Here is a 15265-nt window from a genome sequence, read left to right as displayed (position 1 = left end):
GGACGGCACTCCATGATCAAGTCCATCGCATTCACGATGTATCCGGCCCAGGATCTGGCCCGGGCTCGTGACTTCTACGAGCGTCTTTTGGGGCTTCGTCCGTCGCGTGATTTCGGAGGAGCCTGGATCGAATATGATCTGGGAGGCGGCACGTTCGCGATGTCGACCATGGCCGAAGGCGTGACCCCAAGCGCCGATGCAGGAGGGAGCATCGCGTTCGAAGTGGCTGACGTGGACGGACTCGTCGCCCGGCTCAGGGACCAAGGCGTCCGCATCAAAGTTGCGCCGTTCACGACCCCCGTCTGTCGCATGGCGGTCATTCTGGACTCCGAAGGCAACGCGCTGACGCTTCATCAGGCGACGACGAACTGATTACCGCGCGCGGTCGCGACAGTTCCGGCTTCACTGCGTATTACTCGTGCCGCAGGATGGATAGCGGTCGCTCCCCCAAGATGCGAAAAGTGGCGAGGAAGCCGACGCTCAAGGTCAGCGCCATGGTGAGAAGAACACCCAGAAGCAGCACGCCCCAATGCAGACGCCAGGGCAACTCGAACACATACGTCAAAACCAGCCACGACAAGGCGCTCGACAGCCAGGCCGCGACCGCTCCGCCGATCAATCCGAGCAGAAGATATTCGACGGCGAACGTGCCGGCGAGCAACGCCCTCGTCGCGCCCAGCGCCTTGAGAATCACCGCTTCGTAGAGCCGCCGGTATCTGGTCGTCGCCAGCGCCGCGGCCATCACCAGCGCGCCCGAGACCAGGCAGAACAACGCCACGGCTCGGATCGCCAGCGACAGCCGGTCCAATACGCGGCCGAAATTCTCCAGCACATCGCCGACGTGGATCGCGCTTACGTTGGGGAAGGCCGTCACTACCGCCTGTTGCAACGGAATTTCCTCCGCCGGGGCCACGTGGATGGTGCCGACATACGTCAACGGCGCTCCGTCCAACGACCCCGGCGACAGGATCATGTAGAAATTCGTCGAGAAGGTTCCCCAATCCACCTTTCGAACGCTGGCGACTTCGGCGGCGACCGTCGTGCCCTGAATATCGAACTCCAGCGTCGAGCCAATGTCCAATCCCATCGCTTTGGCCGCCTCCTCTTCGACGGACACCAAGGGCTTGGGAAAGCTCTGTCCCGCAGTCCACCATTGGCCTCGAACGACCTCGTTGCCCTTCGGCAATCGCTCCAAGTAGGTCAGCGCATACTCACGCGTCGCGTACCATTGCCTTCTCCGCTCCTCCTTGGTTTCATCTCGATCCTCGTCTTGCTCCTGCGCCTCCTCGGCCGCGACCGTCTCTCCGGCGACGCGATGAAGCCGGGACCGGATCAGCGGAGTCAGTTCCAGCTTGGCGCCGCCTGCGCGCCCTTCGACGAGTCGCACGAATCCTTCCGTCTGGTCCGGCTGGATGTCGATGAAAAAGAACGTCGGGGCATCGTTCGGCCTGGCTTCTCCCACTTCGCGAATCAACGCCTTCTCGATGAGCGACACCGTGACGATGATCGTCACGCTCAGGCCGATGGCCATGAGCATTCCAGCACTGTCGCCCCCCGGCCGCGTAACGTTCCCAACGGCATAGCGCAGGCACACCGAGCGAAACCGGGGCAACCGTGCCAGCCAGTGAAGCGCACATTTCGCCGCCAGGAACAGGACCGCTACGGCCAGAGTCAATCCGCCGATGAACAGGAGACCGATTTGCCAACTTCCGGCTTGCCAGATCGCAAGGCCTCCCAGGCCCGCCCCCAACGCCGCGGCGGTGAATACATTCAGACGCTCCCGCCTCATCCAGCGGACGATGCCGGTCGCCCGAACTGATCGTTCCGTAGCCGGCGTTGCGTCAATGTCCTGTCGCAGAATGACCGCCGGCTTGATTTCCCTGATACTCAGCAGCGGCCACGCTGCAAACAGTACCGTGGCCAGCAACCCCAGCAGCCCTCCCTTAACCAGGGGCACGATCGACGAAACCGACAGTCCGGTAGATACGCCGAGTTGCTCAAGCACCTCGGATGCCACGGCATTCGTCAATAGGGGCGGGAGCACGACCTGCAGCACGTACCCGGTCGCCATGCCTGCGAGGCTCCCGAGCATCCCCAACCCCAGCGCCTGCAGGAGATAGATCCTCACGACAGCGGCGGAATCGGCGCCGAGGGACTTGAGGATCGCGATGGTCTTGAGTTTTTCACGAATGAAGGCTCGAATGGACATCGCGACGCCCACTCCGCCGATGAACAGTGCGGTCAGGCCGATGAGCCCTAGGTATCGTGACAACTGGGCAAGAAACTGTTTGAGTTGAGGTTGGGCATCGCGGTAACCGGTGACCCGCACGGACTCGCTCTTGAGACGCGTCTTCAAATCGGCGCGCAACGGCTCCAGCGCGACTCCCTCGGGCACTTTCAGCAGATGACGTTCGCGCACGCGGCTTCCCCGCTTGATCAGGTCTGCGGCCTCCAACCCCTGACGGGAAATGATGACCCGCGGACCGAGGCTGAACGCATTCGCCATACGATCCGGTTCAAGGCGCACGACGCCGGTAATCAGGAACCGGGCTTGCCCGATCTTCATCTGGTCACCCACGCCGAGCCCCATGCGGAACAGCAGCGTCTCCTGCACGACCGCACCGAAACAGGCCGGATGACGGCAGGTTTCCCGGTCCGGATGGAGCAGTCGGTCCAACGGCTGTTCCGGCTCCAGTTTCAACGTGCCGTAAAACGGATAGGCTGCTTCGACGGCCTTCAGTTCGACGATTTGAGTCGTCTGCGACCCCGCTCCGGTGGCGGACGGACTGACGGCCATGGCCACCAATTCACTGACGCGTGTGGTCGCGATCCGTCGTCCCGCCAAGTCGGCCAGCACTCGCTCTCCGCCGTCCGTGAGCCGATGAGACGACCGGATTTCGATGTCGCCACCGAGAAGTCCCCGGGCCTCCTTGGTGACCGCGCGATTCACATGGTCGGCAAAGAGTCCGACCGCGACCAGGGCCCCGACCCCGACTGCGATGCAAACGAAAAAATAGACGAAATGCCACCAGGCCCCGCGAGTCTCCCGCCAAGCCATTCGGAGTTCAAACATCTGATTTCATCCTCTTGATGGACACCACCCCGCATTCAACAGAATCGCACCGCCGGTGCATCGCGTAATCGAAGGAGCCTTGCGATCATCGGGCGACGATTTCATCCGACTCCACTCGTCCGTCGCGCAACGTGATGACGCGCTGCATGGAGGAGGCAATGGACGCGTCGTGCGTGACCAGGACCAGGGTGGTCCCATGGTCCCGCTGGAGCGCGAGCAGCAGGTCCATGACGTGCCGTCCGGTCGCCGAATCCAAATTGCCGGTCGGTTCGTCCGCCAACAGCGCGGCCGGCCGACAGGCATACGCCCTGGCCACGGCCACCCGTTGCTGCTCCCCGCCCGATAACTGCACGGGGTAATGATGGACTCGATCGCCAAGACCGACGGCGGACAACAACTCCGCTGCGCGCGCCCCGGCATCGGATGTGCCGGCCAACTCCAAGGGCACTAGCACGTTTTCCAACGCCGTCAACGTGGGGATCAGGTGAAAGGACTGAAAGATATAGCCGATCTGCGCCCGTCGGTATCTCGCCAGCTCCGCCTCTTTCATACGGGTGATGTCCAGACCATTGAGCCGGATCGTTCCCGAAGTCGGCCGGTCCAATCCCGCCATAAGCCCCAGCAACGTCGATTTTCCACTCCCCGACGGTCCGACGATGGCTACCATCTGCTTGGTCGGAATCTCCAACGTCACATCGTGAAGAATATCGACCGGTCTTCCTCCGGCCGTCAGCCGCATAGACACGTGAGCAATGTCGATCATAAGCCGTTCTCCAAAGATCGAGCGCTGCGATGTTATTATACTGAAGTTCTTATGGCTTCCCTGAACATCGCCACTGCCGCCCGCTGTATGGTCCTCGCTTCCCTGCTCGTCGGTGCGGCAGCGGCACCGACCCTTGCCGAAGCGCCGGCCGATGTTCGCCCAAAACTTGTGGCATTCGGAGACAGCTTGACGTCAGGATTGGGGGTGGCGGCGGCGGACGCGTACCCGGCTCAGCTCCAGCGTCGCTTGGATGAGGCCGGATTTCGATACCGTGTGATCAACGCCGGAGTCAGCGGCGACACCACCGCGGGCGGGCTGCGGCGCGTCCGTTGGATCCTCAACAGCAGGCCGACCCTGGTCATTCTCGAACTCGGCGGCAACGACGGTCTGCGCGGGCTGAGCCTCGCCGAAACCAGACGCAATCTTGAGCTCATTGTCGAGCAGTTGCAGCAGGCCTCGGTCACGGTCGTGCTGGCCGGGATGAAGCTCCCCCCCAACTACGGGCAGGAATACACCCAAGGGTTCGAAGAAATCTATCCCGCACTGGCCCGGCGTTATCGTCTTAAACTGATCCCCTTTTTTCTGGAGGGAATTGCGGGCGACACGGCGCTGAATCAGGCCGACGGCATACATCCCACGGCGGAAGGGTACCACATCATCGTCGGCAACCTCTTCGAGTCGCTGAAGCCGATTCTGAAGAGACAGGGGGGGTAGAAATCTCGTGGCAGGCAACAAAAGACGGACGCCGGTTTGGAGACATCCGAACCGGGCGCCCGCTTCGCGGTTACGCAATCACCTATCAGTTCTTTCTCAAGAACGTATCGTATACGCCGTAGGCAAGAACGATCCCGATCAATACGTAATACATACCGGTGATCCCGGAATAGTCCGGTGGTCCGTCACCAGCCGGAGCATTGGCCAGCACCGGTGCCGCCGCGGCCAAGAGCACGAATGCCGTCGAACCCGCTTGTGCCATTAGTTTTCTCATGTGCCATCCTCCTCAGGTCAAGAGCGGAAAAGAAGCCGCATTCTACAGGACTTGCCCTTTGTTGATCAAGAGGAGAGGACCGGGGGAAGGGAGGACTCAGGATGCCTGGGGACCGGGTCGTTGCCCCGTCTTCAAGGCGGAGGCCACTTCTCGAAAAGACGCAGCCAGCTTGTCGAGTTGGGCTCCCTTGGCCAACAATTCACCAGAAATTGATTTGATCTGGCTGTCATATCCGGCGACCTCCGAGGCGAGGTCCGCGATCTTGGCAAACATATCCTGATACGTGGAGATTTCCTGCTGCAACTGCTGGCTCGCCTGCTGCGCAGTCTGGACTTCGGCCATCGAGGTCTGCAACTGCTGCGTCAGCCGCCCCACATAGGCCTCCCGATCGCGACGTTCCGACTCCATCGTCGACTGGCGCTCCTCGCTCTCCCGCCGCCGTTCATCGAGGCCCCGGATCGTTTCAATCCACGCGCCAATCTCACCCGAGGCTCGGCTTGAATCAGGAAGGGAATGCCCCTCGCCAATGGCCTTCATCGCCGGCTGAAGCCATTCGATAAACGCCATGACCTCACTGAGCTTCAAATCGGGACCGCCATGAGCCGCAGCAGCCGGGGTTCCGCCGCCGTTGGCCTCCGGGGCGGCAGCCTGGGACGCTGCCGGCTGTTTCGCCTTTTTGCTCTGGGACTTCGGCTGAACCCAGCGGTGATATTCGAGCAGCACGGCGATGCAATGCCGGCACATGGGCTCCTCAGGCAGGGAGCAACTGCACCGCGACACAAGATGCCCGTCTTTCAGCTTGATCGTCTGTTCATAGAGCCCGGAGTTGCCGATCACGGCGGAGGAAATCTGGGAATCGTCGGCCTCGACGATCCGCACGCGGTTCTCGGAAAGATACTGATTGCCGATGTGGAAGGCGTTACGATCGACGACGCCCTGGATCATCGGAGGATCCAAGAGGCTCAGACGTTCGGCGGAACAGGGGATCTTGTTTCGCATGGGGTCTGTATCCATTGCGGCGAGGCTCCAGGGCCGGCCGACCAGGCTTAGTGTGAAGCGGCTTGGGTAAAACTGTCAAGCATTGGACGTTCCTCGCCCAATCGCCGGATCCTCTGCTACCGGCATCGGTGCGGGGCTCCCTGCGGACTGACGGCGGTGAGCCACACATAATCCGCGATCTTCTCGCCGAGCACCTCCCGGATTTCCTCGGTGCGGCTCCCCTCGAAAGACGTCATATAGATACTCACCTGCCGGACGTCTCCATTCAACCGCCGCAGCACCCTTTTCGGAACCGGCAGGTTGTACTGAACATGTCCGCCTCCGGTATAGCTCACCACCGGACCGGCCGCGTGATCACTTCCCTCCCGTATGCGCCGCACCTGGGCCGAGATGGTTCTGGCCATGCCTTCGTCCCGCACCATGGAGGCTTCGTACATCGCCTGATACATGGCATCCTCACCGCCATGACAGGCTTTCAACTGGTGCAGGATACGGGAGCGGTAGGCCGGATCTTCGACAATACTCTCGTCCGCCATGCCCCACTGCTCCATCTCGGCACTCCGTCGGGCCTGCTCGAGTCCCTGTTTGGCGACGTTCCTGACCACTATTTTCGGAGGATTCAGGGCAACCAGCGGAAGATGGTGTTCCTTGGCAAACTGAACCAGAGGCTCGTAATCCTCGAAGGAACCGCCCCAATTTTGCTTCCATTGGACCGCCGTGAGGAATTCTTCACGACCGAGCCCTTCAGGACCCAGGTACTGATCGAGAGCCGCCTGACCATCCCAGCCGAACATCTCCATAGCGAGGACTGGCCGGCGCCCTCCCGAGATTAGACCGTCGAGGACCCCGCGGGCTGCATCGATATGGAATCGGTTGTGATGTTCCTCTCCGAGATAAATGACCTCCTGACGGCGCAGAATCAGACCGAGCTGCTCCAAGGACAACGCCTGGCCGGTCGCCGTATCGATAATCTGTCCGATCCGCAAGGCGGATGCGGCTTCGTCCGAATGAACCGATTCCTTCTTTTCAGCGACCGTGCACGCCGTCGTCCACGACAACAGCAACAGCCCGATTGTCGCCCGCCACCAACCGTCGGCCGAAAGAACCCAGGTGGTCGTGATTGATCTCATAGCCTCCACCCCTAACATAGGTTCCAGCCGGCGGCAACCGCCGGCCTTGACCCCCCATTATGAGGATCGCTATGCTGCCGAATGTCTTCTAAGACACGCCTTACCTCCGACGGGGGCCAGACGCCCCGATCGTCATGAATCCCCAAGCACAGGCATTGGCGGACTTCCGCTCACAGGTGACTCGCCTCCTGCAGGAGCGAGATGTCGAATGGGAAAACTCCCGCAAATTGGTGGGGGCCGGCCGATTGCCCGAGACACTCCGGCATTTGATCGAGGAAGTCCGTCGCGTGGACCTTCCTCCGTCCATTTGCGAGGCAATCCTGACGGCATTAAATTTCGGACACGTCGAACGAGTCCAGGACCTTCCCGGTCCCAGGCTGAAAGAATTGACCGGTCTGCCTCCGACTAAAGCCGTGAGGGCACTCTGCGTCTGGTTCGATCTGGCCGGTGCATCGGAGTCTCCCGCTGCCGCATCTTCCTTGCCCGCTACCGTTCTGGAGGCCGCGATTCAAGACGAGGCCAGCCCGTTCGACGTCCTGCTTGCCGCCGATGCCCCCTCGCTGCTCGATCTCGGCGCCGGCGATCTTTCGTTCGCAAGCGAAGTGGCGGATCGTTATGCCGCACCTGTGAGAGCACAGGGGAAGACGTTGGTGCTGCACGGCGTGGATCGACTCCAGCCTCAATCCAAGCTGGGCGGGCCGCTGCATCCGGATCGACTGACGCTGGATCGGCTGCGGTCCCGACCGGATCTTTCCTTTCAGTTTTTTCCCGGCCAGGACATGTTCGCCCTGGAGCGTCTGGACCGCTCCGGAAAACTCGTCCCCTGCTACACCCTCGTCACCTGCTGGGCGCCGGCAACCCCCACCTTCGCGTACGAGCCCGCACGTCTCGGCCAGGACGCGATCATCACGGAACTGCAACGCACCAAGGGGCTCTATCATCAGACCGACTATGACGGAGAACCGGCACTGGAAGTGCGCCACGGGGAGCGGTCCTTGCTTTTTCCTCCGTGGAAATTCGACGTCCGCGGCCCTTTGGCGTTGCTTGATCTCCTTTCGCGGCGGGGACAGATCTGCGTCCTGGGCGCCGTGGACGATCAGGTCTTCTGGGAACTCCTGTCCCAGGTGCTCGAAGGAGAGCAGTATCGACCGCCGCTGCAGCCCTTCACGCCGGACGCAATCAAGACTGTCTTCGCCGACATCTATCCGCAGCTCGCGCAACTCGCGATCGGGGCCTCGATGAGCTTGGCCGATTGCGCGCCGTTGCGGCGCCAAATCCCCCGCGTATTGCCCGTTCACGCTCCTCACGCCGGCCACTACGGCTTCCAGTCCATTCGGGTCCGCCGCGGCGCCTGGTTCAGCGGAATGCCGGTCAGCAGTACCGCCAGAAAATTCCCCGACATGGTGGAAGAAGCCACTCCTTGGATGCTGACCCTCATCCCCGCACGCTGACCCCTGGACACTTGCAGAGCCTTCCGTCGCCGCACCGCCAATGCGGCACGGCGTAAATCGGCCGTTAAATTGACCGTCTTTCAACCCTTTGTTAGACTCCAACGGTGTCACGGCCGTCTCAATCCCAAAGCCTTCACCGCACTGAATCCTCGACATGAATTCATCCCAGACCATTCAAGCCATTCAGGACAATATTGCCCGCGTCATAAAAGGAAAGACGCAGGCCATCGAGATGGCGGTGGTGTGCCTCCTGGCGCGAGGCCATCTGCTCTTGGAGGACGTCCCCGGAGTCGGCAAAACGACCATGGCGCACAGCCTGGCACGGTCTCTGGCCTGCTCGTTCAAGCGGATCCAGTTCACCAGCGATCTTCTGCCTTCGGACATCGTCGGAGTCTCCATCTTCAACCGTCAGAAGCAGGGCTTCGAATTCATGCCCGGCCCCATTTTTTCCAACATCGTGCTGGCGGACGAGATCAACCGGACGACCCCGAAAACCCAAAGCAGCCTGCTGGAGGCGATGAGCGAAGCGCAAATCTCCGTCGACAACCAGACTCATCCCCTCCAGCAGCCGTTCATGGTCATCGCCACGCAGAATCCCGCCGAGTACCACGGCACGTTCCCCCTTCCCGAATCCCAACTCGACCGATTCCTCATGCGCCTCCGCCTCGGATATCCGTCGCCCGAGGAAGAGCGCAAGGTGCTGGACAGGCCCCAAGCCCTGCATCCGGCTGAAATCCTCGATCCGGTCCTTTCGGCGGAAGAGGTGTTGACCCTGCAACGGCGCGTGGATCAGATCCACATGGACGATACCCTGACCGATTATTTGTTGGCCATCGTACAGGCCACCCGCCATAGCGAACTCCTCTCCCTCGGCGTAAGCACCAGGGGTGCACTGGCTCTGAGCAAGACGGCGAAAGCTCTGGCCTGCGTGCGTGGCAGGGACTATTGCCTGCCGGACGACATCAAGGAATTGTCCCCCATCGTGTTGTCGCATCGCGTCATGCTCAATCGCGCCCACGGCATGCGCGCGCACGGCTTCGACCAGGCCGAACGTATTATTCTCGATATCGTGGACACGATTCCCGTACCGGTCTGAACCTGATGAACAGTCGCCGGATTCACGCCTTAGCGCTTTGCCGGGCCAGGCATCCATCCGAGGACCTCGGCCTGACGACCCGGAAACCGCTCGCTCGACGGTGATCACATCAGAAGGGATCTGATGACCCGCGGCTTCCGACATGACTGGGACCTCCTCCGCGCGCGCCTTCGCCTGGTCGCCACCCGCCGATCGATCCGTCTGACCCCTGAAGGAACCCGCTTCCTCCTGTTCACGGTGGCCATCGGCGTCGCTGCCATCAACACGGGCAACAACCTGTTCTACTTGCTGCTGGCGCTGATGCTGAGCCTGATCGTCATCTCAGGCCTCCTCTCCGAACATTGCCTCAGGCGTCTGTCGTTTCACCGCCACGTCCCGGATCTCATCATGGCTCATGATCCTGCCACCGTGTCTCTCTCGGTGACCAACCGTAACAGTCATCTACCCAGCTTCTCGCTGCGCCTGTTCGACGTCGTCGGTGGATCGGACGTCGATCGTGGACTCTTCATCCGGCAGTTGTCCGCGCAACGCTCGGTTCTCCTGTCCTATCCCCTGCTGGCGACGAAGCGAGGTCGAATCGTCCTGGAACAGATCCGGGCGGAGACGCTGTTTCCATTCGGGTTGTTTCTGAAACGCGCGCTCTATCCCATCGTCACCGAGGTCCTGGTCGGACCCCCGATCAAACCGCTGTCGCTCCGCTTTATCGACGATCTGGTCAGCGAAGGACAGGGGAGGTCCCTGCCGCGCCGGGGCCACGGAATGCAGCTCTACAACCTTCGCCTGTACCGCCCCGGCGACGACTCCCGGGCGATTCACTGGATGACGACGGCACGAACGGCGCAACTCATCATCCGTGAAACCGAAGCCGAGGACCAGCGCCGGATCACTATCGCTCTATTCTGCACGGCTCCCGACCCACTCGACGACCTGTTCGAACGGAGCGTCACGCTCGTCGCGTCGCTGCTCTGGCAATTGACCCAGCGCAATTTTCCTCTTCGTCTTCTCGTCGGGGAGGAGGATTCCGGTTCGGGGGTCGGCTCCGAACATCTGTTGTTCATGATGCGGCTCCTCGCCGTGTGCCGGCGCCGTCCCCCGGACCAGCGCCATGACGGGCCCGATATGACGGCGCTTTCGGACAGTGATTCGGGATACACGCTGGCCGTCGTCCCATGGACGGATCCGGAGAAGAGCAGGATGACGATCACGGCCGATCGGATCGTCGAAGGGGCGCAGATCGAGGATCTGACCCATGCCTTTTGAGCAAGCCTTCAAATTGAGTTCGCTGCTATTGGCGGCCACCGCCTTCTCGGGAGTGATCCTGGCTCACGGCATCCCCGCATGGCTCGCCCTCATGACGGGACTCGCATTGACGCTGGCGATGCTCGGGGCCGCGGGAATCCCGGTCGCCCTATGGCCGTCTCGTCAGACCGTGATTTCGACCCGGTTGCGAAACCTGGCTCTGCTGTCGGCATTCGCCTTCTTTGTCGTCGATCTCCTCGTGGTCTCTCGCGAACTCCTGCCGGCGGGCATCCATTTCCTGGTCATACTCCTCATCATCAAACTGACTTCACTGGAAGAACGCCGGGACTTTCGCCAACTGTACGCAATCAGCCTCATGGCCATCCTGGCTTCCGCGGCCATGACAACGGAGGCCTGGTTCATTCCCATCTTTGTTTCGTATCTTCTCACGGCGGTATGGACGCTATTGCTCTATCATCTCACGGGCGCCCATCAAGGCGACGCAGCGGGCGCTCGCGCCGCCTCGCCGGCCGGTGAAAGTCTGGCTCCGTCCATGGGTATTACCGGCCGATTCTTCTGGTTGACCAACGGCATCGCCATCGCCACCTTCGGCTTGACGCTCGTCATCTTCTTTCTGTTGCCAAGAATCGGCGCCGGGATCCTTCAAAAATCGCGCGGCGAGGGTTTGAGAACCACGGGCTTCGCGGAGCGGGTCGATCTGGGCATGATCGGATCCGTGAAGCAGGACCCTCAAGTGGTCATGCGGGTCGAACTTCCGGATCGCCCCTCCAGCGTGCCGGAACGGTTGTACCTGCGGGGTGTGGCCTACGATCAGTATGACGGAAGATCCTGGAGCGCCGGACATGTCCGGCGCCGCAATCTCAGTACCTTCGGTGACGGCATGTTTGTCGTCCGTCCCTCCGGGTCGCGACAGGCGCAAGGGACCTCCGTCTCCATCCAACAAGATATCCTGCTGGAACCTTTGGACACCTCGGTGCTCTTCACCGTCCCCTTCGCGGAGTTCCTGGGCGGCGATCTTCCCGGCGTACAGTCCGACGGTATGGGGTCGCTCTATCTTCCGTTTCCCGCCTCCTCTCGCATCAGATATTCCGTAACCTCGCGCGTGCACCACGTCGACGACGACGAGAAACGGGCCATGGCATTGGACTATCCACGTGCGGTGACGGAACGATACCTCTCCCTGCCGAATCTGTCCGATGGAATTCTCACATTGACCCAGGGCATCGTACGGGATGCTCGCACACCGTTCGACCGGATCGTGGCGATTCAGCAGCATCTGCTTCATCACTATCGCTATAGTCTCGATCTCGAAACGACGACGTCGCTCCATCCTCTCGAGGACTTTCTCTTGACCCGCAAGTCCGGCTACTGCGAACACTACGCCACCGCAATGGTGGTCATGTTGCGATCCGTCGGCATCCCGGCGCGGCTGGTTACGGGATTTCTGGCCACGGAATGGAACCAGTTCGGCGGGTATTTCACCGTTCGGCAGCGGGATGCCCATGCCTGGGTGGAAGTCTATTTCCCACAATCGGGCTGGACGACGTTCGATCCCACCCCGCCGACGGGAACACTCCCAGGCTCGTCACGTTTGGACGGACTGTTTCGGGCCGGCGAGTCGCTGCGTCTATACTGGGACCGCCTTTTTATCCGCTATAGCGTAAAAGACCAATTCGCGATGATCCACGGTCTCCGGGAGAGCGGCGACGCGGTTCGCGACGTGACCGGTCGGTGGATTACCGCCATGCATCTGACGGGACAACGGCTTCTTGCCGCCTTGGAGCATGTGCCGGATCGGGCGGCAGCCGCCGGCCTCATCACCCTCATCGTCCCGATTCTGTTCGGTGCGGGCGTCATGGCCATTCTCTTGCGGAAGACGCTGCTGGCGGTCGCCTCCCCGGCACAGCGGACACAGAGACGGCAGTCGAGGATCACAAAGATCTACAAACAGATGGTCCGGACGGTCGGGCAGGCCGGCTTCGTGAAGCCTCCCGCTGCGACGCCGCTCGAATTCGCACGATTGATCGCGAGCAAGTGGGCAGGGGCTGCGGAAGCCGTTTTCCGATTGACCGAGCTCTATTGCCGTGGACGTTTCGGGGAAACCCAGTTGACGGCGGAAGAACTGACGGATGCGGAACGGCAGCTGCGCACGCTCCATCGTTTTCCCGGTAGTCGTTCCTAGCTGCCGCGACTTTCGATCAGCGGTTGATCGAGTTGGACGGTAATATGATCACCGTGCCCAGCTGAAATACTGAGAGAACGAGATCGACATACCTGACGTGAGTGACGCAGACGAAATGATAGGGAAGGGGAGCCGATTGGCTATCGAATTGCCCTCGGTTGCGGAGACGCGGAAGGAAAAATTGGAGCGGGAAAAGGGATTTGAACCCTCGACCCTCGCCTTGGCAAGGCGATGCTCTACCACTGAGCTATTCCCGCTCTAAACCGGAGTTGTTGAGGAGAGACGGATTCTACTGAGCGCGGCATAGGCTGTCAAGCAAGTCCCTGCAGGTCCGGTCTGCTCAGTCGGACGATGAAGGTCGATCCGCATCACTCCACGGGACGGCGAGACGAAGGAGCGATACAGTACTCGGGAGTACCGGGGGCTGGATGCCACTGCTCACCGGTCTTTCGGCTCAGGCGCTCCTGCTGCTTCTGTGCACTTGACCGTCCTCCGGGGGTCCAGTAGAGTTGATGGCAGCAATGCGGCACATTCCCTGAGGGGCCGAAAGCGTGACCTTCCGTCAGGAGCAGTCGATTCCATTTGCCGCTCAGGCCATTCCCTTCGATGAATTTTTGGCTGCAGGTAAGTTGCCCGACGGGTACCTCCCATCGGAGTACCTGGCTCAACAATTCGTCGAACGACTCGTCCATTATGTTCTTAGCGTCCCCGCCGGCAGTTATACGATGGCCCAACTCAGTCATCTTCTCGAGCAACTGGACCCCAGAGCGCAGGTGTTTTTCTTCAAGCGACTCAAGGAAACCAGCCCGGACAGCCTCAAGGACTTCGCTCCCCTCTATTATGGCTTCATGAACGAATTCCACTCTTTGCTGTTCACATAAGCAGCCCACTGAAAATTTCCCTTGTTGCCGTCGAATTCTCATGTATAATTGGGTGGTTAACTCGGTGCGTCTGAACCCCTAAAGGAGTGCTATGAATCCGACGTTACAGCGGGCCGTTACGAGCTTTTACAATCTTGTCTATGAAGCCCAGACCTTTGCCACCGCCATGGCGCGAATCGATACGGCCGAACAGGAGCACTATGCCGGTCGGATCGAGGGCCTGAATTGGGTGCTGGACCGGTGTCAGGAGTTGGAGGACATGGATGCCAATCTGACTCCTTCGTCTTTGCAGCGGGTGCTGACCGAGGTGAAATCCGATCTTGATCACGAGTTGTCAGTCCAGCGTCGTGAAAAGGGACGCCGGGCAGACGGTCGAGAGGAAGCCCTGAATTTTGTTGCCGATTACCTCTCCAGCCTGATTACGGCCACAGAGATCGAATCAGCCAAGACCCCGGCGGTATAATCCTCGTTCCAGTCCTGCTTCACTAGACCACGCGGCGGGCCGGAGACGCCATGTTGCGCGAGTGGATCATCTTCGCTCTGTGCCTGGGAGTGGGCGGCCATGTCGCGCTTGGCGTCATGCTCCATGCCCCGAACCTCTGGCCCTGGAGTACGGCCGGGTTCTATGGGCTGCTCAGCGGGCTCTTGATTTACGCAGTCGTCCAAGGTGGCCGGCTGGTTTGGCGAATGGCTCGTCGGACATCCGTCAGCCCGTCCGACAAGAGCAAAGCCGATCCGTTCTCCTGGTAACCGCGACCGGCCGAATGGAGGGAAGTTGACCGGCTCGGAAGCCCGCTTTACAATCCCGTCATGTCTATTCCACCTCGACGCCCCGGCCGTCCACCGATTCCCGGAAGATTGCTGCACCCAAATCAACCGTTGCGACCTGGAAGGGCGGAACGCCCTGAGCAATTTCGATCCCTGAATGCATCATTACTGTATTGCCCCCGTTGCAAGGTGGCCACGCCGACACGCGAGCGCCTGCTCTTGGTATTACCCACGGGAGATCTGTACGAGTACTTGTGCCAGCAGTGCGGAACATCCACCGGATCCAAGAGCGCGTCGTAGAGCAGGTCTGACGAGACCCGGAAGATTGTCGTGGCACGGAGGAGAGGGGTTACGCGAATTCGTCCAGCGGGATGGCTTCTTCGATGAGCATGACGGGGATGTCTTCGCGAATGGGATAGAGAAGCTTTCTGTCCGCCCGGACCAGCCCGCCGTCGAGCAGTTCCGTGACAGGCTTCTTCCCTCTGTTCTTCAAGGTTCCCCGCCCCACCGCGTCGTTGATCCTGTCGATCAACACTTGGTCCGCCAAGGTTACGTCGAGCTTGGTCTCCGGACAGCAGAGGATCGACAACAGTTCTTTGTCCAGGCGCGCGGCGCGCCGGCCGCCTTTCTCCTCTGTCATGATACGATTCTCCCGCAGATCAAGATCGCACCGA

15 protein-coding genes and 1 tRNA gene are annotated in these 15265 nt (G+C 60.8%); 9 read left to right on the top strand and 7 right to left on the bottom strand.

The features are described from left to right. The first annotated feature begins 12 nt into the window (after nt 1-12). Nucleotides 13-372 carry a VOC family protein gene (locus NSJP_RS06365; protein ID WP_080886076.1) on the top strand — a complete coding sequence of 120 codons (360 nt, stop codon included), beginning with the start codon at nt 13-15 and terminating at the stop codon, nt 370-372. A 40-nt stretch (nt 373-412) separates the two neighbouring features. On the opposite strand, the gene NSJP_RS06360 is transcribed toward NSJP_RS06365, so the two are convergent. Both NSJP_RS06360 and NSJP_RS06355 read right to left on the bottom strand, forming a co-directional pair. Continuing rightward, entirely contained in the window at nt 413-3073 is a 2661-nt protein-coding gene (locus tag NSJP_RS06360) for an ABC transporter permease (RefSeq protein ID WP_080886075.1), read from the bottom strand. Nucleotides 3074-3158: 85 nt separating this feature from the next. Then, a complete protein-coding gene (locus NSJP_RS06355) occupies nt 3159-3836 on the bottom strand; it encodes an ABC transporter ATP-binding protein (protein ID WP_080886074.1) in 678 nt (225 codons plus the stop codon). Nucleotides 3837-3887: 51 nt separating this feature from the next. Between NSJP_RS06355 and NSJP_RS06350 the strand changes: the two genes are divergently transcribed. Next, nucleotides 3888-4550: an arylesterase gene (locus NSJP_RS06350; protein WP_080886073.1), complete on the top strand. Its 663-nt coding sequence runs from the start codon at nt 3888-3890 to the stop codon at nt 4548-4550. 85 nt (nt 4551-4635) lie between these two features. On the opposite strand, the gene NSJP_RS19190 is transcribed toward NSJP_RS06350, so the two are convergent. The 3 genes from NSJP_RS19190 to NSJP_RS06340 form a co-directional block, all read right to left on the bottom strand. Next, nucleotides 4636-4824, bottom strand: a complete 189-nt coding sequence (locus tag NSJP_RS19190) for a hypothetical protein (protein WP_155969938.1) — start codon at nt 4822-4824, stop codon at nt 4636-4638. A 96-nt stretch (nt 4825-4920) separates the two neighbouring features. Further along, nucleotides 4921-5823, bottom strand: a complete 903-nt coding sequence (locus NSJP_RS06345; RefSeq protein WP_080886072.1) for an SWIM zinc finger family protein — start codon at nt 5821-5823, stop codon at nt 4921-4923. Nucleotides 5824-5939: 116 nt separating this feature from the next. Continuing rightward, nucleotides 5940-6953 (bottom strand): ChaN family lipoprotein, encoded by a 1014-nt coding sequence (locus tag NSJP_RS06340; RefSeq protein ID WP_172834202.1) that lies wholly within the window; start codon nt 6951-6953, stop codon nt 5940-5942. Nucleotides 6954-7087: 134 nt separating this feature from the next. Here NSJP_RS06340 and NSJP_RS06335 point away from each other — a divergent pair, with 134 nt between their 5' ends. The 4 genes from NSJP_RS06335 to NSJP_RS06320 all read left to right on the top strand — a co-directional run bounded on the left by NSJP_RS06335 (nt 7088) and on the right by NSJP_RS06320 (nt 12942). Continuing rightward, nucleotides 7088-8404 carry a hypothetical protein gene (locus tag NSJP_RS06335; protein WP_080886070.1) on the top strand — a complete coding sequence of 439 codons (1317 nt, stop codon included), beginning with the start codon at nt 7088-7090 and terminating at the stop codon, nt 8402-8404. Nucleotides 8405-8558: 154 nt separating this feature from the next. Next, nucleotides 8559-9500, top strand: a complete 942-nt coding sequence (locus NSJP_RS06330; RefSeq protein WP_080886069.1) for an AAA family ATPase — start codon at nt 8559-8561, stop codon at nt 9498-9500. A 123-nt stretch (nt 9501-9623) separates the two neighbouring features. Further along, nucleotides 9624-10760, top strand: a complete 1137-nt coding sequence (locus tag NSJP_RS06325) for a DUF58 domain-containing protein (RefSeq protein WP_080886068.1) — start codon at nt 9624-9626, stop codon at nt 10758-10760. After that, the gene (locus tag NSJP_RS06320) at nt 10750-12942 is read left to right on the top strand and encodes a transglutaminase TgpA family protein (RefSeq protein WP_080886067.1); all 2193 of its coding nucleotides are present in this window, start codon (nt 10750-10752) and stop codon (nt 12940-12942) included. Before NSJP_RS06325 ends, NSJP_RS06320 begins: the two co-directional genes overlap by 11 nt. A 182-nt stretch (nt 12943-13124) precedes the next feature. Here NSJP_RS06320 and NSJP_RS06315 read toward each other — a convergent pair. Next, nucleotides 13125-13199 (bottom strand) — tRNA-Gly (locus tag NSJP_RS06315). Nucleotides 13200-13493: 294 nt separating this feature from the next. Here NSJP_RS06315 and NSJP_RS06310 point away from each other — a divergent pair. From NSJP_RS06310 to NSJP_RS06300, 3 genes are all read left to right on the top strand, one after another. Continuing rightward, nucleotides 13494-13823 (top strand): hypothetical protein, encoded by a 330-nt coding sequence (locus NSJP_RS06310; protein WP_080886066.1) that lies wholly within the window; start codon nt 13494-13496, stop codon nt 13821-13823. A 91-nt stretch (nt 13824-13914) separates the two neighbouring features. Then, complete coding sequence (locus NSJP_RS06305; RefSeq protein ID WP_080886065.1) at nt 13915-14286, top strand: hypothetical protein; 372 nt, start codon at nt 13915-13917, stop codon at nt 14284-14286. Between the two features lie 50 nt (nt 14287-14336). Continuing rightward, the gene (locus NSJP_RS06300) at nt 14337-14573 is read left to right on the top strand and encodes a hypothetical protein (protein WP_080886064.1); all 237 of its coding nucleotides are present in this window, start codon (nt 14337-14339) and stop codon (nt 14571-14573) included. A gap of 367 nt (nt 14574-14940) precedes the next feature. Here the strand turns inward: NSJP_RS06300 and NSJP_RS06290 are convergent, their stop codons facing one another. Next, the gene (locus NSJP_RS06290; protein WP_080886063.1) at nt 14941-15231 is read right to left on the bottom strand and encodes a Trm112 family protein; all 291 of its coding nucleotides are present in this window, start codon (nt 15229-15231) and stop codon (nt 14941-14943) included. Between the last annotated feature and the right edge of the window lie 34 nt (nt 15232-15265).

Origin of the sequence: Nitrospira japonica, assembly GCF_900169565.1 — a bacterium.
In the GTDB taxonomy this organism is placed as follows: Bacteria; Nitrospirota; Nitrospiria; order Nitrospirales; family Nitrospiraceae; genus Nitrospira_C; species Nitrospira_C japonica_A.
The sequence above is the reverse complement of the archived record's forward strand: the minus strand, read 5'-3'. Positions and strand labels throughout refer to the sequence as shown.